Genomic DNA, 25,443 nt, shown 5'->3' on the forward strand with positions numbered 1-25,443 from the left:
AGTCATGGAATTCCTGAACGCTTTTTCCCATCTCGACTGGCAGCAGGTGATGCACCTGACCTGGCAGCACATCACGCTGGTCGGCATCGCCGTGACCCTGGCCATTCTTGTCGGCGTGCCACTGGGTATTTTGATGACGCGGTTCCCGACGCTCGCCGGGCCGCTGCAAGCGAGCGCCACGGTGCTGCTCACCGTACCGTCGATTGCGTTGTTCGGCCTGCTGCTGCCGTTCTATTCGAAATTCGGCCAGGGCCTGGGCCCGATGCCGGCGATCACGGCGGTGTTCCTTTATTCGCTGCTGCCGATCATGCGCAACACCTATCTTGCCCTGACCGGCGTTGAGCCGGGTATCCGCGAAGCCGCGCGCGGCATTGGCATGACCTTCGGCCAGCGCCTGCGCATGGTCGAGCTGCCGATCGCCGTGCCGGTGATCCTTGCCGGCGTGCGCACCGCCGTGGTGATGAACATCGGCGTAATGACCATCGCCGCCACCATCGGCGCCGGCGGCCTCGGTGTGTTGATCCTCGCCTCCATCAGCCGCAGTGACATGTCGATGCTCATCGTCGGCGCACTGCTGGTCAGTCTTCTGGCCATTTTTGCTGACCTGTTTCTCCAATGGCTGCAACGCTCGTTGACTCCAAAAGGACTCCTCAAATGATCGAACTTCAAAACCTCAGCAAGACCTTCCAAAGCAACGGCAAAGATGTCAAAGCCGTGGACTCGGTAAGCCTGACCGTCAATGAAGGCGAGATTTGCGTGTTCCTCGGGCCGTCGGGTTGCGGCAAAAGCACCACGCTGAAAATGATCAATCGCCTGATCAAACCGACCTCGGGCAAGATCCTGATCAACGGCGAAGACACCACCGACCTCGACGAAGTGACCCTGCGCCGCAACATCGGCTACGTGATCCAGCAGATCGGTCTGTTCCCGAACATGACGATCGAAGAAAACATCGTCGTGGTGCCGAAGCTGCTCGGCTGGGACAAACAGAAATGCCACGACCGCGCTCGCGAATTGATGAGCATGATCAAACTTGAGCCCAAGCAATATCTGCATCGTTATCCGCGTGAATTGTCGGGCGGTCAGCAACAGCGCATCGGCGTGATCCGCGCGCTGGCGGCCGACGCACCGTTGCTGTTGATGGACGAGCCGTTCGGCGCAGTCGACCCGATCAACCGCGAGATGATCCAGAACGAGTTCTTCGAGATGCAGCGAGCGCTGAACAAGACCGTGATCATGGTCAGCCACGACATCGACGAAGCCATCAAGCTGGGCGACAAGATCGCGATCTTCCGCGCGGGCAAGTTGCTGCAGATCGATCACCCGGACACCCTGCTTGCACATCCGGCAGACGACTTCGTCAGCAACTTCGTCGGCCAGGACAGCACGCTCAAGCGCCTGTTGCTGGTGAAGGCCGAGGACGCGGCGGACAACGCGCCGTCGGTGAGCCCGGAAACGCCGGTCGCCGATGCGCTGGAACTGATGGACGAACACGACCGCCGCTATGTGGTCGTCACTTGCGCCGACAACAAAGCACTGGGTTACGTGCGCCGTCGCGACCTGCACCGCCAGACCGGCACCTGTGCGCAGTTCCTGCGCGAATTCAACGCCACGGCAGCGTACGACGAGCACTTGCGCATTCTGTTGTCGCGCATGTACGAGTTCAATCGTTCATGGCTGCCGGTGATGGATGCCGAGCGCGTGTTCCTTGGTGAGGTGACGCAAGAGTCCATCGCGGCTTACCTGAGTTCGGGGCGTTCGCGTGGGATGAAGACCAATATCGTCTCGCCGGCTGAGACCGTGGTCGCATAAACCATCTGCGCGGTTGAAACCCGATCCCTGTGGGAGCGAGCCTGCTCGCGAAAGCGCAATATCAGTCGACGCCGATGGCGGCTGTGAAAATGCCTTCGCGAGCAGGCTCGCTCCCACAGGATCTACGCAATTTTGTTGATCTTCACTGGGTGACAAAGAATCTCAACAGTCCCGCATAGAAAAGCGCTGTCCATCTACCTTCTTTTGGGCTCAAAATCCCCCTCACTAACGTCCCTCGCTGCCAACGTCGCCGAAGTTACCCCCATCACACTTACCCGCGATCTAGCTGACAAAAGCCACGAACGTGCAGATATGTTTAACACTCGAAAATTCGCCGGGAACATCTGCCCGTCATCTCGGTCGGGTAGAAGGAGTGATGAACGCGACGCACGTCAGAAGCGTGCAGAAACGCGACATTTTTTGTTGATCTCAGGCCCCTCACGCCCTAAAGTTCGCGCCGAACGTCCATGCTGGAAACGATCCATCCGGCTCAAGTACTGACGACGAGACAGCAAGGCCAAGGGAAAGCAGCGCTTCCCATGGCCTTTTTGCTTTCGGCGACATGCCTTGGGAAGTAGGCGAACCAAAGTGGGGATACGGAGGACGTTCATTGCACCCATTGATTACTAACGTTTGCCAGTAGGAGTTCCCAGCATGTCGATCAACGTCGAAGATTATTTCGCGCGCGCCACGTTTGACAAAATGAAGGCGTTTGCCGACAAACAGGAAACCCCGTTCGTGGTGATCGACACCGCGATGATCAGCCAGGCCTACGATGACCTGCGCGCCGGTTTCGAATTCGCCAAGGTCTACTACGCGGTCAAGGCCAACCCGGCCGTCGAGATCATCGACCTGCTCAAGGACAAAGGCTCAAGCTTCGACATCGCCTCGATCTACGAGCTGGACAAGGTCATGGATCGCGGCGTCAGCGCCGACCGCATCAGCTACGGCAACACCATCAAAAAATCCAAAGACATCCGCTACTTCTACGAGAAGGGCGTGCGTCTGTTCTCCACCGACTCCGAGGCCGACCTGCGCAACATCGCCAAGGCTGCGCCGGGCTCGAAAGTCTATGTGCGCATCCTCACCGAAGGCTCGACCACGGCCGACTGGCCCCTGTCGCGCAAGTTTGGTTGCCAGACCGACATGGCCATGGATCTGTTGATTCTCGCCCGCGACCTGGGTCTGGTGCCGTATGGCATCTCGTTCCACGTCGGCTCGCAGCAGCGCGACATCAGCGTCTGGGACGCAGCGATCGCCAAGGTCAAAGTGATCTTCGAACGCCTGAAAGAAGAAGACGGCATCGAACTGAAGCTGATCAACATGGGCGGCGGCTTCCCGGCCAACTACATTACCCGTACCAACAGCCTGGAAACATACGCCGAGGAAATCATCCGCTTCCTGAAGGAAGATTTTGGTGACGACTTGCCGGAAATCATTCTGGAGCCGGGCCGTTCGCTGATTGCCAACGCCGGCATTCTGGTCAGCGAAGTGGTGCTGGTCGCACGTAAATCGCGCACCGCCGTCGAGCGCTGGGTCTATACCGATGTGGGCAAGTTCTCCGGCCTGATCGAAACCATGGACGAAGCGATCAAGTTCCCGATCTGGACGGAGAAGAAAGGCGAAATGGAAGAAGTCGTCATCGCCGGCCCGACCTGCGACAGCGCCGACATCATGTACGAGAACTACAAGTACGGTTTGCCGCTGAACCTGGCGATTGGGGACCGTTTGTACTGGTTGTCGACCGGTGCGTACACCACCAGTTACAGCGCAGTTGAGTTCAATGGGTTTCCGCCGTTGAAGTCGTTCTACGTCTAAGCGCTTCAAGCTGAAAGGCCCATCTACATGGGCCTTTTTTATTTTCGCAACCACGCCTCGAGATGATCCAGCATCCTCAACAGCTCTTCGACGCCTTCCCGAACGATTCCCAGTTTAAAATTCAGTCTACCCAAGGTGGACATATCGGTCGTTTCCAACAGATCGCTTCTAGCGTCATCCGTTCGCCGCTTCATTTCTTCGGCAAAGACGCTCATTTGGGTGCTCAATAAAACAAAGTCCTTGAATAACTTCGTAACGTCACTTTCGTATTCCCGCGCCTTGATCACAGGATCTGATGAAGAGTAGGTAATATCCCAAACCGGAGTGGTGCCCGTCTCTTTGAACAACTCTTGCCCGGCTGACGGTTGCTGATGACAGTTACAAGAGGGAAAGCCCATTGCCCTGGTGAATATCGCATGGAGCCCGAACGAAAATTCCTGCATCCCCAGCAATTTGAATTTTATCGGGTCGTAATGCCCTCCCAAATCAAAAAAAAGACTGCCCAACCCATGCACCATTTGCCTTACAGACGTTGGCGGGCGTGAGTTCCAAATGGCTGAGCGGGACAGGCTGAAGACTCCTACAGCCACTTGATCAAGCGGATGATTGCGTGATGTTCGCAAGGTTAATTCCAGAGACTCTTGAGCAAATTTCGCCAACTCTTCGACTAAAATTCTGGTTGGCTTTCGGACGCTTTCGATACGTTCCCATAATGCTTTCAGGTATCGCTCATCAAAGACGGCCTGGTTCAACCGGGAGTCATAGGCTATCCATGAAAGTCCATGACCGCTCCTTCGACGACGCTCAAACACCATGGAAACCTTATCGTGCAATGGCACCAGGGAACCCAGCAAAACGGTATAGCGATCCAGCACCCGCCGTTGCGCGGCAGATAATTCGCAGGCAAGTGTAATCATGACAATTGGGAGGCGATGAGCGCCAGGCTCACCGCCCCAGACTCCTTAAGATTGAATGGTTGTCAGATACTTGACTACGTCACCCACCCGGGCTATTGCGGCGACAGTTCGTTGCTCGACAGGTTGCGACGTGTCTTGTTTGAAGTCTCGGGCAAAGGACTCAACGACGGCCACCAGACTCGAGAATTCATTCACGTAAACCCAGCGCTCTTCGTCCAGTTGGTCGAGGACTTCCACCAGAGAAATCTTTCCGTCGATCTGGGCAAGTTCGTTGACGTGCCGCTTCGCCTGCGTCCTCAGTCCACCCGCCTTATCTTTGAGTTGGTTGTAAGCCGCCAGCATGTTCAGATAAGAAATTGCATCACCAATACCCGAGATCAGCTTTTTCAGGGTATCAATCGCTAACAGTGCAACTTGAACCTGCGGTGGCGCCAATCCAAGTGCCTTGAGGTTATCCAGCGTCAACTGGGCCTCCTGACCGAATTTCTCCACCCCGGCTTTTGCGAGCAGGTCGATAGCTTCCGATACCGACTTCATCTGTTCTTCAAGGTCGACGACTTTTTCTTCGGCTTTGATTTTCAGCGTGTCGGTGAAACTCCGATCCTGCTGCAGCGTCACGATCCATCGCGCAGAGGCCAATCGGTCATACGCGGTGCTCAAGCCGTTGTGCGTCACCTTCAAATCGTCCGCGTGCTCTGAGACTATCGTCGCTACATTCTTGAGTTCGCTTCCCATTTCCTCTCGAATCTCGTCCGCATCTTCCGGGTAGTCGCGAAGTTCGCCCTGCGCCATTTCCAGCTTTCTCAGCGAACGCTCCAAATGGATGCCCGTTGTCTGGGCCTGATTACGAAGTTCAAAGGTAGCTTTTTGGATAGCGGCCGCCAGCCCATCCATTGTGCGAACGGTACCTGGCAGATAATCGAACTGTGCACCGAGCATTCGTGCGGTGACATTGCTTGTTTGAATGGCCGCAGCGTGGGCACGTAAAGCTGCGACGTCAAAGTCCGAAGCGGCTGGATGATTAATTAGCGAAAGACTCACTGCTTTACTCCTGAACATCGTGAAACTGCTTCCATACTCTTTATCTGCCGCCGCAAACACGCCCAACAGCTGATCAGAACTTGTCTTTATCTGTTCCCACGGCTCAATAATACCGAGAATCTGGTTCTTGAACTTTCTCAAGGAAGTTGCCTCCTCAATCGACTCAACTTCTTTAACAGACGCACTGATATAGGTACTTAGCGCATTCCATACCAGCATCAGATTCTGCGTGGCGACTTCGGCCTCAATCGCTACATAGCTCAGGTTCTGCAAATCATCGCGAACTTTGTTCAGGGAACTCAGCGTTTGGTTTTTACTAGCCATTAGAAGATTGGAAGCCTGTTGCTCTGCCTTCAACCTGTTTCGCTCCTGGCGAATATTTTCAGCCTTCACGCCTTGGTAGATACCGAGAATCAAACCGCCGATATTCAGTGTCGCTGCTGCCTTGATAGCTTCCTGAACCAACTGATCATATTGCTTGTTCAGTTCATCGATTTCTTTCGAGCGCTGGTCGATTTCGTTCTGCAGAGCCTGAATATCTGCCTGATAAGTATTGCGCGACACAAACTCCAGTCGCAGCCTGATCTCGGGCAGCACGATCTCGCGCATGTCGGCGCCGAAACTATCAAGTTCGGATCTCACGTCCTCGGCCTTCTCGTGACACTGCTTGACTTTGGTCAGCATGTCGTTGAGGTAGGCCTTTATTTCTGGGACATCACCCGACGGCAAGCCCAGGTCAGGAAGATTTGGCAGCGTGAGCTTGAGTTTCAGATACTCTTGCGGCGTATTGATATCGTATTCTTCCAGATATCTGGAGGCCTTCAGATCCTCGTAAATTTCTACGATGCCTCTACCCGTGCGAATAATACTGCCGGCAAAAATCTTGAGGTCAGTGCCAGTGAGCATGATTTTTTCACGCAACGGCGACCAGCGTTTGGCATGGGCGTAGGTGTAGGTGAATGTGCGCAAAAAGTCCGCTGCCTTAAGACCAACCCCCCCTGCATCCCCGGCGCCATAGTTTAGATAGCTGACGACATCCGCCAGCAGAATGGGCAGCGACAGCCCCAGAACTTCATATTTGCGCAGGCTAATGATCTGCTCTTTGGTCAATTGAATACCGGTTTCCCGGTTATATTCTTCACCCTCGCCGAGCGAAGCACTTACAAACACCCGAGGCGCCTTTGCGGCGGCCTCGACAATCTTGCCATCCATCTTGAATTCCATAAGAGACTCCTTGTCTTCTTCGGATATTTAATAAAAGTCATTTTAGAAACACGACATTATTGAGCAACCGATTGCAACTTAAGCGCTGCCATCGCAAAATAACCTTAAGACAACAATGCAAGAACGAACAAGTACTAAAACATTAGCAATCAAGACAACCCAATCAACCATCCTGTTATCGAATAACAATCCAGCGAACTTTATTGCATTGATCATCCGAGAAATGAATCACCACAGGACAACTTATTCTGGCAGCCGTAACTTATAAGCTTCGGCCATTGCGCGAATTTTCGGATGTCGAGCATTCAACAAGGACACACTGGCGACTCGCAGGAAATTCACATTGCCCGTATCCAGTGCCTTGCGCAGCCAGCCGAGCGCGTCATCGATGCGCCCTTCATCAGCAAGCATCGCGGCGTGACTGAACTGCCCACGAAAGTCGCCGCCCTCGGCCGCTCGGCGATACCAGTCACGCGCCGCTGGCAGGTCTTGCGGGCAATAGCGCCCCTCTTCCAGATACCGCCCCAACAGATTCATCGATTTGGCATGCCCCGATTCGGCAGCGCGGCGATACAAGGCCAGGGCCTCTCTCTGGTTCTCGGCTACTCCACGCCCCGTTGCCAGCAGATTGGCCAGGTTGTACATCGCCCAATCCAGACCTGCCGCGGCGGCGATTCGATAATGCCGCGCCGCGACCGAGGCATCCGCCGCACAGCCCCAGCCTTGTTCATGGCAACGGCCGAGCATGTTGCGCGCCATCAGATGTCCTCGCCCGGCGGCAATAGCGAACCAGCGCAGCGCCAATGGCTGATCCTGGGCGATGCCTTGGCCATCCAGCAAAATCTGCCCCAGCAACGCCTGCGCCTCGACAACGCCCTCGCCCGCCGCCAGTAAAATAGCCTGCGCCGCGCGGGCGGGACTTTCGGCTAGCATGGCGCGCAGCTGTTCACTGTCGAGGACTTCTTCGCGGCGCAGCTGGAAACTCATACCTCGACCCAACGGCGCAGCAGGTTGTGATAAGTGCCGGTAAGGCGGATCAGCGAAGGATGATCGGGGACGTCTCGGGTCAGCTGCTGAATCGCGCCGTCCATTTCGAACAGCAAGGCGCGCTGGCTGTCTTCGCGCACCAGGCTTTGCGTCCAGAAGAACGACGCATAACGCGCGCCGCGAGTGACGGCATTGACCTTGTGCAAACTGGTGCCGGGATACAACACCATGTCGCCGGCCGGTAGCTTCACTCGCTGGGTGCCGTAAGTGTCCTGGATCTCCAGCTCACCGCCGTCGTAATCCTCGGGTTCGCTGAAAAACAGTGTGGCCGACAGATCGGTGCGCACTCGTTCGATGCTGCCTTTGGGCTGGCGCACGGCGTTGTCGATATGGAAATCGAAACTGCCGCCCGCCGTGTAACAGTTCACTAACGGCGGGAAGACCTTGTGCGGCAGCGCGGCGGACATGAACAGTGAGTTTTTCCACAACCGCTCAAGCATCGCCGCACCGATTTCCTTGGCCAATGGATGACCTTCGGGCAGTTGCAGGTTGTGCTTGGCCTTGGCCGACTGGAAGCCGGCGGTGATCTTGCCATCAGCCCAGTCTGCCTGCTCCAGCGCCTGGCGAATGCGCTGCACTTCGTCTTTTGCAAACAGCCCGGGAATGTGCAGCAGCATGGCGATGTCACCTGATGGCAAAGAGGCGGCAATGGTATTGATTCTTATTGACCGTGTAAAACCCGCAAGACGAATGAACGGGCGAAAACCGTAAGGGCAAATTGTAAAGAATGTAAATTCAATGCGAATAACAATGTTTCGCAATTGATACGAATACCTGTTTACCCTATATTCCGCCGCCTCAAATCCTTGGGGAGGGGAATAAAAATGGCACGTCAGCACGCACAATTACCGGTCAGTTCACCACGTCTGCTCGCCTCGGCAATCGGTGTCGCAATCACCGCCGGCTCCGCTGGCCAGATGGTGTTCGCGGCGGAAAAAACCGAGAGCAAGGCCTCCGGCAATGCCATCGCCCTGGACGCCACCGCCATCACCGGCGAAGCTCAGGACCCGACCTCCTACCAGGTCGAAAAAGCCTCCTCGCCCAAGTACACCGCGCCGCTGGTCGACACACCGCGCTCGGTCACAGTGATCCCGCAACAAGTGCTCAAGGACACCGGCGCCCTCAACATGCAGGATGCGCTGCGCACTGTGCCGGGCATCACTTTCGGCGCCGGTGAAGGCGGCAACCCGCAGGGCGACCGTCCATTCATCCGTGGTTTTGACGCCCAGGGCGATACTTATCTGGATGGCGTGCGCGACACCGGTGCGCAGAGCCGCGAAATCTTCGCCGTCGAAAACATCGAAGTCAGCAAGGGCCCGAACTCCGCCATCGGCGGTCGCGGCGCGGCTGGCGGCAGCATCAACCTGGTGAGCAAGAAAGCGCACCTGGGCAATTCGTTCGACGGCGGCTTCACCTACGGCTCCGATCAGACCCAGCGCTACACCCTCGACGGCAACTACCAGTTCAGCGACAGCGCTGCCGGCCGTCTCAACCTGATGAGCCACGAAAGCAACGTCGCCGGTCGCGACAAGGTCGACTACGACCGCTGGGGTATCGCGCCGTCTCTGGCGTTCGGCCTGGGCACCGACACCCGCGTCAACCTCGACTACTACCATCTGGAAAGCAACGACACGCCGGATTCCGGCATTCCCTACACCATTCCAACCAGTGGTTCGGCGGCACGCACCAAGTCCAACCCGGACAAGCCGTACGCCGGCGGCGATCACGAAAACTTCTACGGTCTGGACCGCGATTTCCGCAAGGGCCGCACCGACACCGCGACCTTCGCCATCGAACATGACCTTAGCGATTCGCTGACGATCAAAAACACCCTGCGTCACGGCACCAGCATGCAGGATTACATCCTCACCCAGCCGGACGACAGCAAGGGCAACGTCAACAACGGCACGGTCTGGCGCCGGGCCAATACCCGCGTGAGCAACACCGAAACCACGACCAACCAGACCGACCTGTTCGGCACGTTCTATGTCGCCGGTTTCAAGAACAGCTTCTCGACCGGTGTCGAATACACCCGCGAGCAGAGCGAGAAATCCTCGTACAACGTCAACACTGACACCACGCCACGCACCGGTGCTGTTACCACCAACTGCAACCCAGGCCTGATCGGCGCCTCCAGCGGCTACAACTGCACCTCGCTATCGAACCCGAACCCGAACGATCCGTGGAACGGTGCGATCTCGCGCAACTACGCCGGCACCGATACCCAGGCCGATACTTACGCGCTGTACGTGTTCGACACGCTGGAGCTGTCCGAGCAATGGCTGGTGAACATGGGCCTGCGTTACGACCACTTCGACACCGATTACAAAACCTACAACGCCGCCGGCCGCACCACGTCCAAGGGCGATGACACGAGCGAGTTCGTCACCGGTCAGTTCGGCGTGGTCTACAAGCCTGCGGAAAACGGCAGCATCTACGCTTCCTACGCGACCTCGGCGACACCGCCGGGCAACACCTTGGGCGAAGGCCAGGAAGGTAACCCGTTGGGTGGCACACCGGATCGCAGTGGCAACCTGCTGAGCAGCGACATGGAGCCGGAAACCACCAAGAACTACGAAATCGGCACCAAGTGGGATCTGCTCAATGATCGCCTGTCGTTGACCGCCGACATCTTCCGCACCGAGAAAGAAAACGCACGCGTGCAGGTCGATACCAGCTCGTACGAAAACGCCGGCAAGACCCGCGTGCAGGGCTTTGAACTGTCGGCCAGCGGCAAGCTCACCGACAAATGGCAGGTGTTCGCCGGTTACGCGTTCATGGACAGCGAACAGGTTGACGGTGGCCCATTCGGTCGCGCCAACGACGGCAACGACTTGCCGAATACGCCGAAAAACAGCGCCAGCCTTTGGACCACTTACCAGGTCACGCCGAAGCTGACGATCGGTGGTGGCGCGTTCTATGTCGACGACGTCTATGGCAGTACGGCCAACACCACGATGGTCGATTCGTATGTGCGTTACGACGCGATGGCGGCCTACAAGCTGACCAAGAACGTCGACCTGCAACTCAACGTGCAGAACCTGACTGACGAAACCTATTACGACAAAGCCTTCTCGACCCACTTCGCCAACCAGGCGGCGGGCCGTACGGCGCTGTTGAGCACCAATTTCCACTTTTGACTGCTGTGAGAAATGTGGGAGCGGGCCTGCTCGCGAAGGCAATCTTTCAGCAACATCGATGCTGACTGACACACCGCTTTCGCGAGCAGGCTCGCTCCCACAGAGAATGTGCCGTGAGGCTCGGCCCCGTTCATTCAGTTGAACGGGGCTTTTGTGTGTTACGCAAAACGCTTCTTGATAACCCACGGCATAATGCGCGCCGTGATGACAATTTCCGAACGGACGGCGAGTGACGTGTTGAAGAAAACCCTGTTCCAGTTGCACTGGTTTTTTGGCATCACCGCAGGGCTGGTACTGGCCCTGATGGGCATCACCGGCGCGGCCTATTCGTTTCAGGACGAAATCCTGCGGGCGCTGAACCCGTCCGTGCTGCAGGTGGAAAAACAGGTTGCCGGGGTGTTGCCGCCGGTTGAACTGGTGGAGCGCATCGAAGCCGCGTCCGGCAAGAAGGTCGCGATGCTCTGGGTCGAAACCGACAGCGGTCACGCTGCGCGGGTTTTCTTCACTCCGCCCAAAGGTGAGCGTCGTGGCGAGATGCGCTACTTCGATCCCTACACCGCCGAGTTCAAGGGCGACGCCACTGGCCAGGATTTCTTCGGCCTGATGCTGCAGCTGCACCGTTTCCTCGCCATGGGCGATACCGGACGCAACATCACCGGCGCCTGCACCTTGATGTTGCTGTTCTTCTGCCTTTCCGGCCTCTATCTGCGCTGGCCACGTCAGTGGCACAGCTGGCGTGTTTGGCTGACCCTGGACTGGAAGAAAAAAGGCCGCGCGTTCAATTGGGACCTGCACTCGGTGGCTGGCACCTGGTGCCTGCTGGTCTATCTGCTGCTGGCGCTGACCGGGTTGTCGTGGTCGTACGAGTGGTACAATAAAGGCCTGACCAAACTGCTGTCCGACGCGCCGCAGAACGAACGCGTGCGCGGCGGCCGCGGACCAGCGCCGGAAGGCCCGGCGCCGACCGCCGACTACGCAGCGATGTGGAGCAGCATCTACAGCGCCGCCGGTCCAGGTCTTGCCGCCTACAACATCCGCATGCCCGCCGTGGCCGGCCAACCGGCAACCGTGTTCTATCTGCTCGACAGCTCGCCGCACGACCGCGCGCTGAATCAGATCACCCTCGACCCGGCCACCGGCGTCGTCAAACGTGTCGACCGCTACGCCGACAAAAGCTTCAAGGCGCAACTGCTGACCAGCATTTACGCGCTGCACGTCGGCAGCTATTTCGGCCTCGTCGGCCGCATCATCGTGACACTGGCAGCGGTGTGCATGCCGCTGTTCTTCATTACCGGATGGCTCCTGTACCTGGACCGCCGACGCAAGAAAAAGCAGATCAAGGATGCCCGTCAGGGCCTCGCCCAACCCTCAGACGATGCCTCGGCGTGGCTGATCGGTTTCGCCAGCCAGAGCGGTTTCGCCGAACAACTGGCGTGGCAGACGGCGGGCCAGTTGCAGGCCGCCGGGCTGCCGGTCAACGTGCAGCCGCTGGCCAATGTCACCGAGCAGGATCTGCGCGATTCGAACAATGCGCTATTCGTCGTCAGCACCTTCGGCGACGGCGATGCGCCGGACAGCGCGCGGGGTTTCGAGCGCAAGGTGCTGGCCAAAGCGTCGTCCCTCGACAGCCTCCACTACGCAGTCCTTGGCCTCGGCGATCGGCAATACGCGCACTTCTGTGGTTTTGCCAAACGGCTTCATCAGTGGCTGGGCGAGCATGGCGGCAAAAGCCTGTTCGCCCCGGTGGAAGTCGACAGCGGCGATCCTTACGCCCTGCGTCATTGGCAAACCCAGCTAGGCCAACTCACCGGACAGGCTCCGGTCGAGACCTGGCAAGCACCGAGCTACGACAACTGGACGCTGGTGCGCCGCGAACTGATGAACCCTGACAGCAGCGGCGCGCCGGTTTATCTGCTCAGCCTCAAAGCCCCGGACACCCGCAGTTGGCTGGCCGGTGACCTGGTCGAAGTGCTGCCGCGCAACTGCCCGTGGGCTATCGAACATTTCCTCGACGGCCTTGGCATTCGGGGCGAGACAATGGTCAAGGTCAACGGCCTCGACGAGCCGCTGGACGTCGCTCTGGCCTCGCGCCAACTGCCGGAACACCGCGCGCATCTGGTCGGTCTGCACGCGCAGTCACTGGTCGATGCGATGGTGCCGCTGGCCATGCGCGAATACTCGATCGCCTCGATCGCTGCCGATGGCGTGCTGGAGCTGATCGTGCGTCAGGAACAGCACAGCGACGGCAGCCTCGGCATCGGTTCCGGCTGGCTCACCGAGCACGCACCGGTGGGCGGCAGCATCAGCTTGCGAGTGCGGCGTAATAGCGGTTTCCATCTGCCGAACGAGCCAGTGCCGATGATCCTGCTGGGCAACGGCACCGGTCTGGCCGGCTTGCGCAGCTTGCTCAAGGCACGAATCGCCGACGGCCAGCAGCGGCAGTGGCTGCTGTTTGGCGAGCGTAACCGAGAGCACGACTTCCTCTGCCGCGCAGAGTTGGAGGAATGGCTGATCAATGGTGATCTGGCGCGGCTGGACCTGGCGTTTTCCCGGGATCAGGCCGAGAAGATCTATGTGCAGGATCGCTTGCGTGAGTCGGCTGATGAGCTGAAGCAATGGCTGGCGGAAGGCGCAGTGATTTACGTCTGTGGCAGTCTACAAGGGATGGCATCGGGGGTGGATCAGGTGCTCAATGAGGTGCTGGGTGCCGCTGAAGTCGAACGGCTGACTGAGCTCGGACGCTATCGCCGGGATGTTTACTGAAAACACCCATACTTTGTAGGAGCTGCCGAAGGCTGCGATCCGTTGATCTTGTTTCAAAAAACCAAAGTCAAAAGATCGCAGCCTTCGGCAGCTCCTACATAGAGCATTAGACCGGCTGCAACTTCTGCTCAAAAACCTGCACCCCATCCAGATCCCTCAGCACCACGCTCATTTCCCCGCTTTGCCCTTCGATATTCACCTCTCCAAAAAACTGAAACCCGGCAAACGGTGAGGTGTTCTGCGCGGGGGGCGCCTTTTCAAACACCACTTCGGGTCCAAAGGTTTTATCCAGTGGATTTGGCCCGAAACTGCCGGCGTTCAACGGCCCGGCGACGAATTCCCAGAACGGCTCGAATTCCTGAAAGGCCGCGCGATCCGGGTGATAGTGATGCGCCGCGCAGTAGTGCACGTCCGCCGTCAGAAAGACGAAGTTGCGCACCTGCTGTGCGCGCAGGAATCCAAGCAACTCGGCGATTTCCAGCTCGCGTCCCTGCGCCGGACCGGGGTCGCCGTTGGCCACTGCTTCCCAACGCGCGACGCCAGGACTGACCTCGCCGTCCGGTACGCCAAGTCCGATTGGCATGTCCGCCGCAATAACCTTCCACTGCGCGGTGGACGCCTTCAACTCACGCTTGAGCCAGTCCAGCTGCTCGCGCCCCAGAAACGGTTTTGCCGCACCCAGATTGTCGTCATTGGCTTGGCGATAGCTGCGCATATCCAGCACAAACACGTCGAGCATCGGCCCGTAACTCAGCTTGCGATAAATCCGTCCGCCACCGTCGGCGGCCTGCAACCGCATGGGTGCATATTCCAGCCACGCCTGCCGTGCGCGACCCACCAGGGCGCGGATATCTTTCTCCTGGTAGCGCTCATCCAGTTGCTTGCCCGGCGACCAGTTGTTGACCACTTCGTGGTCGTCCCACTGCCAGATCTGCGGTACTTCGGCGTTGAAGCGGCGGATGTTTTCGTCCATCAGGTTGTAGCGATAATTACCGCGATAGTCGTCGAGGGTTTCGGCAACTTTGCTTTTGGCTTCGCTGGTGAGGTTGCGCCAGAGGCGCCCACTCTCGGTGGTCAACTGAGCAGGCACCGGCCCGTCGGCGTAGATGGTGTCGCCGCTGTGGATAAAGAAGTCCGGCAAGCGCAGGCGCATGGCTTCGTAGATGCGCATGCCGCCGATGTCCGGGTTGATGCCGAACCCCTGGCCGACAGTGTCGCCGCTCCAGACAAAACGAATGTCGCGTTTTGCTGTCGGCGCACTGCGCAGATGACCGAACCAGGGCTCGCTGGCGACCCCGGTTTGGGCGTCTTCGAAATACACGCGATAGAAAATCGCCTGGTTCGCCGGCAGACCGGTCAGTTCGACGCGCGCGGTGAAGTCGGTGCGGGCATCAGCCAGTGGCGAAATGAATTTGCGCGGGTTGCCGAACAGGCTGCGGGTGTCCCACTCGACCACCATGCGTGCCGGGCGATCGCTGCGGCTCCAGATCATCGCGCGGTCGCCGAGCAGGTCGCCGGACTGCACGCCATCGGTGAGTTGCGGACGATCCTTGACCGAGGCAATCACCGCCGGCGCCAGCCCCGGCAGCAACAGCCCGGCGCCGACCGCTTGCATCACCCGACGACGAGCAAGGTTGAAATCGCTCATGGTGTTCTCCCTGCAAAAGAGAAAACTTAAGCATGGGTTCATGAACCCGGAATGACAACGCAGACTCCTGTGGGAGCGAGCCTGCTCGCGAAAGCGGTGTATCAGTCAACTTGGATGTCGCTGGCAGACCGCCTTCGCGAGCAGGCTCGCTCCCACAGGGTTTGGCGGGTGTCAGGCGTTGGCGGGTTCCAGCGCCAACTCCACAACCTCGGGCCGCTTGAGCAGCGCATAGACCACCGCCGTCACCAGGCTACCCGCGACAATCGCCAGCAAATACAGCAACGCATGGTTGATCGCGTTGGGAATCGCCAGCACAAACAACCCACCGTGCGGCGCCATCAGTTTGCAGCCGAAGTACATCGACAGTGCACCGGTCAACGCGCCGCCCGCGATGCTCGCCGGAATGACCCGCAACGGGTCCTTCGCCGCAAACGGAATCGCCCCTTCGGAAATAAAGCACAGGCCCAGCACGAATGCCGCTTTGCCGGCCTCGCGTTCAGTCCGGGCAAACTTGCGCCGCGCAATGAACGTGGCGATCCCCAGCCCGATCGGCGGCACCATGCCGGCAGCCATGGTTGCGGCCATCGGTGCGTAACTCTGCGAAGCCAGCAACCCCACCGAGAAGGCGTACGCAGCTTTGTTGATCGGTCCGCCGAGGTCGACACACATCATGCCGCCGAGCAGCACGCCGAGCAGAATCGCGTTGGTGGTGCCCATGCTGTCGAGGAACTGGGTGAGCGCGGCCAGCATGCCGGCCACCGGTTTGCCGACCACGTAAATCATCACCAGCCCGGTGAACAGACTGGCGAGCAGCGGGATGATCAGAATCGGTTTCAACGCTTCCAGGCTTTGTGGCAATTTCACATAGCGGGCGATAGCTTTGGCGGCGTAACCGGCGATGAAACCGGCAATAATCCCGCCGATGAAACCGGCGCCCAAAGTGCCCGCCAACAAGCCGCCGATCATCCCCGGCGCGAGGCCCGGACGGTCAGCAATCGAGTAGGCAATGTAACCGGCCAGCAGCGGCACCATCAGCTTGAACGCGGTTTCACCGCCGATCTGCATCAATGCCGCCGCCAGCGTTCCCTCTTCCTTGTAAGCGGTGATGCCGAAAACGAACGACAGCGCGATCAGCAAACCGCCCGCCACCACCATCGGCAGCATGTACGACACCCCGGTGAGAAGGTGTTTGTAGACGCCGGTTTTTTCAGACTTGGCCGCAGCCTTGCCATCGCTCGCCGCGCTTTCCTGCTGTCCTTCGGCCAGTGCTTTTTTGAGTGTGGCTTCGGACTGCTTCAACGCGATCCCCGTGCCGCAGCGGTAGATCTTCTTGCCGGCGAAACGCTCAGTGGCGACGTCGATATCCGCCGCCAGCAGCACCACGTCGGCTTCGGCGATGGCCGTTGCGCTGAGCGGTGTTTTCGCGCCCACCGAGCCCTGGGTTTCGACCTGCAGTTCATAGCCCAGACGCTTGGCGGTTTGCTGCAAGGCTTCGGCGGCCATGAACGTATGGGCGACACCGGTCGGGCAGGCGGTAATGGCAACGATGCGCGGCGCACGCGGCGCATCGATAGCCGGCTCGGCCTCGCTGGCAACGTAGACTTCGGCCTCTTCAGCCCCCCGACGCAGCACCGCTTCGACATCCTGCAGCGCCTGCGCCGGTGCAATCCGGAACACGCGCTTGCCGACGAACCGGGTCATGTCCACCGCGCCGGTGGCGACCAGCAACACCCACTCGGCGGCTTCGATGGTCGCCGCCGACAACTCGCGTTCCGGGTGCGCCGGATCGACCACTTCCACGCTGGTGCTCCAGCCCTGACGCTGCGCCGCGGCATCGAGCAAACGCGCGCAGAGGACACTGGTGACCATGCCGTTCGGGCAAGCCGTAACAATGGCTAACTTCATGACAAACCCTCTTATTGTTCTGTCAGGGGGCGCACGCGCACGCCCTGTTCGAGCTGCGCCAGGTGCGCGGCGTCGTTGATGCCGAAACCGATCTGGGTCACCGCCATCGCGGCAATCGCCGTGGCCGTGCGCAGGGTCTGCTCGGGTGTGTGGGCGCTGAGCAATCCATGAAGCATGCCAGCCAGCAATGAATCGCCGGCACCGACCGTGCTCGCGACGCTGACCTTTGGCGGCGTAGCGTGCAAGGCCGAGCCGACACTGAACCAGTTCACCCCGTCAGCGCCGTGGGAGATCACCACGTGCTCGATGCCCTGGGCATGCAAGCGTGCAGCCGCTTGCGCCTCGGCCATTGGTGAAACCACGTCGCAACCGAGGGCGTCGGCCAGCTCCTCGGTGTTCGGTTTGATCAGCCAGGGGCTGGCCTGCAATGCGGCGCGCAACGCTTCACCACTGGAGTCGAGGGCGACTTTCAAGCCGAGCGCATTCAGTTTTTCAATCAGCTCACGCAACCATTGCGCGGTGACGCCACGCGGCAAACTGCCGGCGACCACCACCACATCGTGACCCGGCGCAATCTGCAGCAGGCGATCAAGCAACGCTTGTTGCGCGGCTCCATCGACCACTGGCCCCGGGCCGTTGATGTCGGTGATGCGCCCGTCCTGCTCGGCGACTTTGATGTTGCTGCGGGTTTCGCCCGGCACGCGGATAAACGCGTCGACAAAACCGCGCTTGGCGAACAGCGTTTCGAACGCCTGCTGATTGTCCTCGCCGAGAAAGCCGCTGACCGTCAGTTGATGGCCGAGGTCGGCCAGCACTTGCGCGACGTTCACGCCTTTGCCGGCAGCGTGGCTGTGCATCTCTTCGCTGCGATTGACCTGACCGGCATCCAGCCGTGTCAGCTCGACGGTGAGGTCGAGCGCCGGGTTGAGGGTCAGGGTAAGAATCTTGGCCATTACAGGGCCTCCACTAATGCGCGCACTTCATTCGCGCTGCCCACGGCCAGGGCTTGTTGAGCAAGGGTTTGCGCCTGGGTCAGGCTGAGTTCACGGATGCGTGCCTTGACCTCGGCAATGCTGCGCCCGGACACGCTGAGTTCATCGACGCCGAGGCCAACCAGCACCGGCACCGCCAGCGGATCGGCTGCCAGCTCGCCGCACACGCCGACCCATTTGCCGTGGGCATGGGCCGCGCGGACGGTGATGTCGATCAGTTGCAGCACCGCCGGGTGCAAGCCGTCAGCCTGCGCCGACAGTGTCGGATGACCACGGTCGATCGCCAGGGTGTACTGGGTCAGGTCGTTGGTGCCGACGCTGAAGAAATCGACTTCCCTGGCCAGAACCGGCGCAAGCAATGCGGCGGACGGCACTTCGATCATGATCCCCAGTTGCAGATCGGCCACCGGAATTTCCAGACGCAGACGTTCAGTCATGTCGCGGGCCTGACGCCACTCTTCGACACTCCCGACCATCGGGAACATGATTCGCAGCGGACGGTTGTCCGCCGACCGCAACAGGGCACGCAATTGCGCTTCCATGATTTGCGGACGCTGCAAGGTCAGGCGAATGCCGCGCACGCCAAGGAAGGGGTTTTCCTCTTTGGCGATCGGCCAATACGGCAGCGGTTTGTCGCCGCCGACATCCAGCGTACGCACCACCAGCGGCCGACCGGCGAGGCCATCGAGCACGCGGCGGTATTCGGCTTCTTGCGTCGCCTCATCCGGAGCCTGCGGATGGGCCATGAAAATCAGTTCGGTACGCAGCAGACCGATGCCTTCGGCGCCCTGCTCTACCGCGCTGGCCACCCCGGCGCTTTCGCCAATGTTGGCGAACACTTCGACGGCGTGGCCGTCGGTGGTGTGCGCCGGTTGGTGACGCTGCTCGGCGGCAATCTTCAGACGCTGGTCACGGGTGTCGCGTTCTTCGGCGGCGCGTTGCAGGGTGGCGGCATCCGCGTCGACATGCAGGCGTCCGCGCTGACCGTCGAGCAGTAATGGCGTGCCCGGATTTAGCAACAGCACGGCGGGGCCTGCGCCGACCAGCGCCGGGATGCCCAACGCGCGGGCGACGATTGCACTGTGCGCCGTCGCCCCGCCGCGAGCGGTGAGAATCCCCGCCACTCGCGCCGGGTCCAAACGCGCGACATCGGACGGACCGACCTCGTCCATCACCAAAATGTACGGCTGCTCCGGTTCGTTCGCCGTCTGTATGCCGCACAGTTGCGCAAGCACTCGACGACCGATGTCACGCAGGTCGGCGGCGCGCTCGGCGAGCAACGCGTCCTGTAGCGACTCCTGCTGTTTGGCGGCCGCTTCGATCACCGCCATCCAGGCCGCTTCGGCGCTTTCGCCTTGCTTTAGACGCGTGTCGACTTCGTCGGTCAGATCCGGGTCGTCGAGCATTTCCTGGTGAGTGATGAAAATTTCGCGGATCGCTTTAGCCTTGCTGCGCTCGATCAGGCCTTGGATATCGCGGCGGACATCCGCCAGAGCCTGGAAGAGGCGCTCGCGCTCGATGGCGGCGGACTCGCCGCGCAACGGGTAATCAATGGTTTGCTGCACTTGAATATGCGCCGGGCCGATGGCAATGCCCGGTGCGGCAGGGATCGCTTGCAGCAGGCTGCCGGACGCCGGGGCAACCACGACTTCGGCGATGTCGGCAATGACTTCGCGCTGTTGGCTCACGGCCGGCAGCGGCTCGACTTCCTCACCCAGGCCCTCTTCAATCGCGGCGAGCAAGGCCGGCAAGGCATCGGCAGCGATGCCCGGTTCGGCGATCAATTCCAGGATCTGACCGCGACGGGCGCCGAGGCTGAGTAGTTTACTCAAGCTCTTCACCGACACGGCGCTGTCCTGGCTGTCGACGATGCGCACACGAATCTCGCCGTCGAAGCTTTTCGCCAACTGCGCGAGGATCTTTGCCGGGCGCGCATGCAAGCCGTGTGCATTGGCCAGCGCAATGCGTGCGCTAGGCCAGTCGGCCGGTAACTCACCGCCGAGCACTTCGAGGACTTTACGGCTGCTGGTGGCGCGGCCCAGTTCGTGGCCGCGTCCCTCGATCAGTAACGCGCACAGACGCTCAAGCAGGGCTTGATGCGCCTCGCCAAGGCTGGCCAGACAAAACAGACCGCTGAGCGGCTGACCCAGATAGCGCATCGGTTTGTCGGGAGTGACGAAGGCCAGGCCCGGGCGCTTCACGGTCTGCTCGCTGTGCAACCACCACAGGCCATCGCCCAACGGCAGCGCTTCGACCTGCTGCAACACACCGGCAAAACCGTTGCTGACACAATCGGCCTGTCGCAGCAGACGCGCGCCGCGCCAGACCAGTTCTTCGAAATCGTCGGCCGATACGCCGAGGCCAATCATCTGCGCATCCAGCGCCAGTTCCTGCGGCGCGCCTTGCAGCAGTTTCAGCAGCGCTTCTGGCGAACTGGCGCGACGCAGGGCCTGACCCAGGTCGGTCTCGCCCAGCGCACGGGTGAGCAACTGCAGCAGGCGCAGATGTTCATCGGATTTGGCCGCAATGCCGATCGCCAGGTAAACGATCTGGCCGTCTCCCCAATCCACGCCCTCGGGAAACTGCATCAGACGTACGCCTGTAGCGAACACCTGATCGCGGGTTTCGGGGGTTCCGTGGGGAATGGCAATACCTTGGCCGAGAAAGGTCGAACCCTGGGCTTCCCGGGCCTGCAAGCCGGCGAGGTAACCCTCGGCGACCAGACCATCGGCCACCAGATGGTTGGCGAGCAATTGCAGGGCAGCGGGTTTATCCACGGCCGATTGGCCCATGGATATCTGCTCTATAGTGAGCTCGAGCATGCGATCTCCTTTTTGGCGCGGATGACGCCAGGTATTGTTTTGGTTGGTCACAGCTTAGGCGCTTGCAGCGTTGCTTTTCAGCAGCTGTTTTGGCGGTTTCACGGCCGAACCGGCCAAAGGCGTCTAAAACGTAGAAAATACGCTTGCTGAAACGTTTAATCTAGATTGATCGGCACGTTACTCGATAATGTCTCATCCTTGAAGTCCAACTTGTCGGATGCGCTGCGACAATGCTCGTCTGCCTGAATCGGGTAGGATTGGCGAAAATCTTGCGGCAAGCTCGCAAAAACAAGGAAATCCCGGGTTGAAACTCAGTGATATCGCGCGGTTGGCCGGAGTGTCCGTGACCACCGCCAGCTACGTCATCAACGGCAAGGCCGAACAGCAACGCATCAGCAACGCGACGGTGGAGCGCGTGCGCGCGGTGGTCGATCTGCACGGCTTCACGCCCAATCCGCAAGCGGCCGGCCTGCGCAGCCGGCACACGCGCACCCTTGGTTTTATCCTGCCGGACCTGGAAAACCCCAGTTACGCACGGATCGCCAAGCTGCTGGAGCAAGGCGCGCGGGCACGCGGTTATCAACTGCTGATCGCCAGCTCCGATGATGCGCCGGACAGCGAACGCCAGTTGCTGCAACTGTTCCGCGCCCGCCGCTGTGATGCGTTGATCGTCGCCAGTTGCCTGCCGGCCGGTGACGACAGTTACCATCAGTTGCAGGCCAAGGGGCTGCCAGTCATCGCCATCGACCGGGTCATGGAGCCAGAGCATTTCTGCTCGGTCATCAGCGACGACCGCGAGGCCAGCCTGCACCTGACCCAGAGTCTGCTCGATCCGCAGCTCAAGCAAATTGTCCTGCTCGGCGCCCGCGCGGAACTGAGCATCAGTCAGGAGCGTGCTGCCGGTTTCAAGCAGGCCCTCAGCGATTTCGAAGGCGAAGTGCTGATCGAACACGCGGAATCCTTCAGTCGCGAATGCGGCAAGCAATTGATGGAAGAACTCCTGCAACGTCTGGGGCATTTACCCGATGCGCTGGTGACCACTTCCTACGTACTGCTGCAAGGCGTGTTCGATGCGCTGCACGATTTCCCGCTGAAATCGCGACCGCTGCGCCTCGGCACTTTCGGTGATACGCAGTTGCTGGACTTCCTGCCGCTGCCGGTCAACGCCATGGCCCAGCAGCATCAATTGATTGCCGATAAAGCGCTGGAGCTGGCCTTGGCCGCCGTCGAGCAGTCGGAATACAAGCCGGGCGTGCAGGCCATTGCCCGTACCTTCAAGCAGCGTATTCGCCGGGACTGAATCGTGGAGCTGATCGACAGCCACACCCATCTGGACTTCCCCGACTTCGACGCCGATCGCTCGGCGTTGCTGGCCGAAAGCCGAGCATTGGGCGTGCGCCGCATGGTGGTGCTGGGGGTTTATGCGGGTAACTGGCAGCGCGTCTGGGACCTGGTGCAAAGCGATGCCGATCTGTACGCGGCGTTCGGTCTGCACCCGGTGTATCTCGACCAGCATCGTCCCGAGGATTTGCATGCGTTGGGTGATTGGCTGACGCGCTTGCGCGGCCATCGGCAGTTGTGCGCGGTGGGCGAAATTGGCCTGGATTACTTCATCGAAACGCTGGATCGCGAACGGCAGCAGGCGTTATTCGAAGCGCAGCTGCAACTGGCAGCAGATTTTGAATTGCCTGCGCTGATCCACGTACGCCGCAGCCACGCAGCAGTGATCGCCACGCTCAAGCGCTTCAAACTGAAACGCGCCGGGATCATCCATGCTTTCGCCGGCAGCCGTGAAGAAGCACGGGAGTACATCAAGCTTGGTTTCAAACTGGGCCTGGGGGGCGCGCCGACCTGGCCGCAAGCGTTGCGCATGCATCGGGTCCTGCCCGAACTGCCGCTTGACTCGGTGGTACTGGAAACCGACTCACCGGACATGGCGCCGGCAATGTTTCCCGGGCTGCGCAACAGCCCGGCGCATCTGCCGGCGATTTGCGCGGCACTGGCCCAGCTGATGAATATCACCCCTGAACAACTCGCCAGCGCCAGCACGGCCAACTGCAGCGAAGTCTTCGGCTGGTTACACGAACCCTTGTAGGAGCTGCGGCACGCTGCGATCTTTTGATTACCGATCATTCCCACGCTCCGCGTGGGAATGCAGCAAGGGACGCTCTGCGTCCCATAGCCGACGCAGAGCGTCGGAAGAGGCATTCCCACGCAGAGCATGGGAACGATCAGTTGATAAGATCGCAGCGTTCCGCAGCTCCTACAAGGGATGTGTGTTCGGCTTAGACGCGGAATGCGCTGATCAGCTGTTTAAGCTCCACCACCTGAGCCGATAGCGCGCGGCTGGCATCTTCGGTCTGGTGCGCTCCCTGCGCCGTGCGCTCACCGGCGCGGTTGATCTCGACGATGTTCTGGTCGATATCGTGGGCCACTGCCGTTTGCTGTTCCACAGCGGCGGCGATCTGCTGGTTCTGGTCTACGATCATGCCCACCGCGCCAAGGATGTTTTCCAGCGCTTGCTGGACCTTTTCCGACTGCCCGACCGTGCCGTTGGCCATCTCATGACTGACGCCCATCGCCTTCACCGCCGCGCTGACGCCGCCATGCAATTTGGCGATCATCTGCTCGATCTCTTCGGTGGACTGCTGGGTGCGTTTGGCCAAGGTACGAACTTCATCGGCCACCACCGCAAACCCCCGCCCTTGCTCGCCAGCCCGCGCCGCTTCGATCGCGGCGTTGAGCGCCAGCAGGTTGGTCTGTTCAGCGATGCTTTTGATCACTTCCAGTACGCGGCTGATCGACTGACTGTCGCTGGCGAGCTGATTGATCACTATCACTGACTGATCGATCTCGCTGGCCAGCGCGGCAATGCTGCCCTGCTGCGATTCCACCAGACCACGACCGCTGACGGTTTCTTCATTGACGCTGTGGGCGCTGCTCACCGCCGCCGCGGCACTACGGGCGACTTCCAATGACGTCGCCGACATCTGGTTCATCGCTGTTGCCACCTGTTCGATTTGCGTGCGCTGCCCGGCCACGGCGAGGTTGCTTTGCGCCGAGACACTTTCCACCTGGCCGGCCTGGCGCTCGACTTCGTTGACGGTCTGGCCCACGCGTTCAATCAAATCGTGGATCTTCTTCACCGTGCCGTTGAACACCTCGCCCAACTCGCCCAGCTCATCACGGCTGCTGGCCTTGAAGTTGACGGTCATGTCGCCGGCCGCGACTTTGTCCATCATCGCGCCCAGGCTTTTCAGGGTGGTGCGGGTCGAGGCGTAGAAACCGCCGTAGAGATAGAAAATCAGCACAAACACGACGGACAGCGCCGTTGCCTGCAGAATCATGTGCGTGCGGTTCTGCGCCAGTCGCTGCTGCAACTGCGTGTCGAGGAATTTCAACGTGGCTTCGTTGAGCTGGTAGGTCTTGTCCATCAAACCGGTAACCTGGTCATAAAACGCCTGCCATGGCGCATCAAGCGTGTCGGCCATGACCACCTGTTCTTCGAACTGTTCGCCGGCCTGCTTGAGCGACGCCTTGCTCACATCGGCCTGGGCGCTGAGTGAGTCGTGGGCGGCTTTGCTGGAACCGAGAGCGTCCTGCAATTTCAGCGCATATTCGGCCTGGAGCTTTTCAAGCTGCACCAGCAACTCGTCAAAGCGTGTGCTGGACGCACTGTTGAGAAAGCCCTGCCCCAACGAATAAGCGCCCATCGCCCGCCCTTCGCCGAGGGCTTGCGTCACGCTCGGGGTGATCAGCGTCACCAGCTCGCTGAGCTGACGGATATCGCTCTGGTTATCACGACTCAGACCCGCCTGACTGGTGATGATCTGGCTGAAGATTTGCGCGCTGGCCAGCAGTTTGCCAATCAGGGCACTTTTGCTTTGCAGCGAGCTTTCCGTTTGCTGAGCCTTGAACGCGGCGATCATCTCGTCGCGCTTGGCGTCGAACTGCTTGATCTGTTCGGGATCCTCGGTCATCGCCGTCAGCCCTTCGAGGCGTGCAAGAACGGCTTGCTCCAGCGTGTTGATCTGCGCTTCAACGTTGCCCGCCTTTCCGGACTGGCCGAGGGTGACGTCGATCTGCACCAGATTATTGAGGGTTTCCAGATCCCGGCGTAGGGTCAGGCTGCTGCCCAGCAGGTCGAGGCTCTGCAGTTCGACGCGGGTGCCCTCAAATTCGCGATAGGAATCGCGCACCAGATAGAAATTGGTCACCAGCATCGGCACCAGAAACAGCACGCTGATCAGGCTGAACTTCATGCCGAAGCTCAGACGGTTCATCAGCGAGACGGCGGGATAGAGCAAGCTCTTC

16 protein-coding genes and 1 pseudogene are annotated in these 25,443 nt (G+C 59.9%); 7 read left to right on the forward strand and 10 right to left on the reverse strand.

The annotated features are described in order from the left end of the window. Positions 1 to 4: 4 nt before the first annotated feature. From HU727_RS20830 to HU727_RS20840, 3 genes are all read left to right on the forward strand, one after another. Positions 5 to 658 (forward strand): ABC transporter permease, encoded by a 654-nt coding sequence (locus tag HU727_RS20830; protein ID WP_186533644.1) that lies wholly within the window; start codon positions 5 to 7, stop codon positions 656 to 658. Then, positions 655 to 1,812: an osmoprotectant ABC transporter ATP-binding protein OsmV gene (locus tag HU727_RS20835; RefSeq protein ID WP_186533643.1), complete on the forward strand. Its 1,158-nt coding sequence runs from the start codon at positions 655 to 657 to the stop codon at positions 1,810 to 1,812. The genes HU727_RS20830 and HU727_RS20835 overlap by 4 nt, the downstream gene beginning before the upstream one ends. A gap of 654 nt (positions 1,813 to 2,466) precedes the next feature. Further along, positions 2,467 to 3,630, forward strand: coding sequence for a type III PLP-dependent enzyme (locus HU727_RS20840; protein ID WP_003188470.1), 1,164 nt, complete (start codon positions 2,467 to 2,469; stop codon positions 3,628 to 3,630). A gap of 38 nt (positions 3,631 to 3,668) precedes the next feature. Here HU727_RS20840 and HU727_RS20845 read toward each other — a convergent pair whose 3' ends face one another. From HU727_RS20845 to HU727_RS20860, 4 genes are all read right to left on the reverse strand, one after another. Beyond that, a complete protein-coding gene (locus tag HU727_RS20845; protein WP_186533642.1) occupies positions 3,669 to 4,547 on the reverse strand; it encodes a hypothetical protein in 879 nt (292 codons plus the stop codon). Between the two features lie 45 nt (positions 4,548 to 4,592). Next, positions 4,593 to 6,812, reverse strand: coding sequence for an alpha-xenorhabdolysin family binary toxin subunit A (locus HU727_RS20850; RefSeq protein WP_186533641.1), 2,220 nt, complete (start codon positions 6,810 to 6,812; stop codon positions 4,593 to 4,595). A 243-nt stretch (positions 6,813 to 7,055) separates the two neighbouring features. Beyond that, complete coding sequence (locus tag HU727_RS20855) at positions 7,056 to 7,799, reverse strand: tetratricopeptide repeat protein (RefSeq protein WP_186533640.1); 744 nt, start codon at positions 7,797 to 7,799, stop codon at positions 7,056 to 7,058. After that, complete coding sequence (locus tag HU727_RS20860; RefSeq protein ID WP_186533639.1) at positions 7,796 to 8,476, reverse strand: Fe2+-dependent dioxygenase; 681 nt, start codon at positions 8,474 to 8,476, stop codon at positions 7,796 to 7,798. Before HU727_RS20860 ends, HU727_RS20855 begins: the two co-directional genes overlap by 4 nt. Before the next feature lie 207 nt (positions 8,477 to 8,683). On the opposite strand from HU727_RS20860, the gene HU727_RS20865 reads away from it, so the two are divergent. Together HU727_RS20865 and HU727_RS20870 are read left to right on the forward strand one after the other, a co-directional pair. Then, the gene (locus HU727_RS20865) at positions 8,684 to 10,999 is read left to right on the forward strand and encodes a TonB-dependent receptor (RefSeq protein ID WP_186533638.1); all 2,316 of its coding nucleotides are present in this window, start codon (positions 8,684 to 8,686) and stop codon (positions 10,997 to 10,999) included. Between the two features lie 234 nt (positions 11,000 to 11,233). Beyond that, the gene (locus tag HU727_RS20870) at positions 11,234 to 13,762 is read left to right on the forward strand and encodes a PepSY domain-containing protein (protein WP_186533657.1); all 2,529 of its coding nucleotides are present in this window, start codon (positions 11,234 to 11,236) and stop codon (positions 13,760 to 13,762) included. A gap of 106 nt (positions 13,763 to 13,868) precedes the next feature. Here the strand turns inward: HU727_RS20870 and HU727_RS20875 are convergent, their stop codons facing one another. From HU727_RS20875 to ptsP, 4 genes are all read right to left on the reverse strand, one after another. Continuing rightward, positions 13,869 to 15,410 (reverse strand): alkaline phosphatase D family protein, encoded by a 1,542-nt coding sequence (locus HU727_RS20875; protein WP_186533637.1) that lies wholly within the window; start codon positions 15,408 to 15,410, stop codon positions 13,869 to 13,871. 171 nt (positions 15,411 to 15,581) lie between these two features. Continuing rightward, a complete protein-coding gene (locus HU727_RS20880; RefSeq protein WP_186533636.1) occupies positions 15,582 to 17,315 on the reverse strand; it encodes a PTS fructose-like transporter subunit IIB in 1,734 nt (577 codons plus the stop codon). Positions 17,316 to 17,326: 11 nt separating this feature from the next. Next, positions 17,327 to 18,268 (reverse strand): 1-phosphofructokinase, encoded by a 942-nt coding sequence (gene pfkB, locus HU727_RS20885; protein ID WP_186533635.1) that lies wholly within the window; start codon positions 18,266 to 18,268, stop codon positions 17,327 to 17,329. Then, positions 18,268 to 21,129: a phosphoenolpyruvate--protein phosphotransferase gene (ptsP, locus tag HU727_RS20890; RefSeq protein ID WP_186533634.1), complete on the reverse strand. Its 2,862-nt coding sequence runs from the start codon at positions 21,127 to 21,129 to the stop codon at positions 18,268 to 18,270. The genes pfkB and ptsP overlap by 1 nt, the downstream gene beginning before the upstream one ends. Before the next feature lie 304 nt (positions 21,130 to 21,433). On the opposite strand from ptsP, the gene cra reads away from it, so the two are divergent. Continuing rightward, a complete protein-coding gene (gene cra, locus HU727_RS20895; protein WP_186533633.1) occupies positions 21,434 to 22,429 on the forward strand; it encodes a catabolite repressor/activator in 996 nt (331 codons plus the stop codon). Positions 22,430 to 22,432: 3 nt separating this feature from the next. After that, positions 22,433 to 23,224, forward strand: coding sequence for a TatD family hydrolase (locus tag HU727_RS20900; RefSeq protein ID WP_186533632.1), 792 nt, complete (start codon positions 22,433 to 22,435; stop codon positions 23,222 to 23,224). A 190-nt stretch (positions 23,225 to 23,414) separates the two neighbouring features. On the opposite strand, the gene HU727_RS26175 is transcribed toward HU727_RS20900, so the two are convergent. Next, positions 23,415 to 24,344 (reverse strand): methyl-accepting chemotaxis protein, encoded by a 930-nt coding sequence (locus HU727_RS26175; RefSeq protein WP_437180432.1) that lies wholly within the window; start codon positions 24,342 to 24,344, stop codon positions 23,415 to 23,417. Next, positions 24,321 to 25,412 (reverse strand): annotated as a pseudogene (locus HU727_RS26180) (methyl-accepting chemotaxis protein); the annotation flags it as partial. The gene HU727_RS26175 and the pseudogene HU727_RS26180, both read right to left, overlap by 24 nt. Positions 25,413 to 25,443: the final 31 nt, after the last annotated feature.

This window comes from Pseudomonas khorasanensis (assembly GCF_014268505.2).
GTDB lineage: Bacteria > Pseudomonadota > Gammaproteobacteria > Pseudomonadales > Pseudomonadaceae > Aquipseudomonas > Aquipseudomonas khorasanensis.

Coding starts and splice junctions, on each gene's coding strand:
- HU727_RS20830 (WP_186533644.1), top strand. CDS start 5: ATGGAATTCCTGAACGCTTTTTCCCATCTCGACTGGCAGCAGGTGATG.
- HU727_RS20835 (WP_186533643.1), top strand. CDS start 655: ATGATCGAACTTCAAAACCTCAGCAAGACCTTCCAAAGCAACGGCAAA.
- HU727_RS20840 (WP_003188470.1), top strand. CDS start 2,467: ATGTCGATCAACGTCGAAGATTATTTCGCGCGCGCCACGTTTGACAAA.
- HU727_RS20845 (WP_186533642.1), bottom strand. CDS start 4,547: ATGATTACACTTGCCTGCGAATTATCTGCCGCGCAACGGCGGGTGCTG.
- HU727_RS20850 (WP_186533641.1), bottom strand. CDS start 6,812: ATGGAATTCAAGATGGATGGCAAGATTGTCGAGGCCGCCGCAAAGGCG.
- HU727_RS20855 (WP_186533640.1), bottom strand. CDS start 7,799: ATGAGTTTCCAGCTGCGCCGCGAAGAAGTCCTCGACAGTGAACAGCTG.
- HU727_RS20860 (WP_186533639.1), bottom strand. CDS start 8,476: ATGCTGCTGCACATTCCCGGGCTGTTTGCAAAAGACGAAGTGCAGCGC.
- HU727_RS20865 (WP_186533638.1), top strand. CDS start 8,684: ATGGCACGTCAGCACGCACAATTACCGGTCAGTTCACCACGTCTGCTC.
- HU727_RS20875 (WP_186533637.1), bottom strand. CDS start 15,410: ATGAGCGATTTCAACCTTGCTCGTCGTCGGGTGATGCAAGCGGTCGGC.
- HU727_RS20880 (WP_186533636.1), bottom strand. CDS start 17,315: ATGAAGTTAGCCATTGTTACGGCTTGCCCGAACGGCATGGTCACCAGT.
- pfkB (WP_186533635.1), bottom strand. CDS start 18,268: ATGGCCAAGATTCTTACCCTGACCCTCAACCCGGCGCTCGACCTCACC.
- ptsP (WP_186533634.1), bottom strand. CDS start 21,129: ATGCTCGAGCTCACTATAGAGCAGATATCCATGGGCCAATCGGCCGTG.
- HU727_RS26175 (WP_437180432.1), bottom strand. CDS start 24,344: ATGACCGTCAACTTCAAGGCCAGCAGCCGTGATGAGCTGGGCGAGTTG.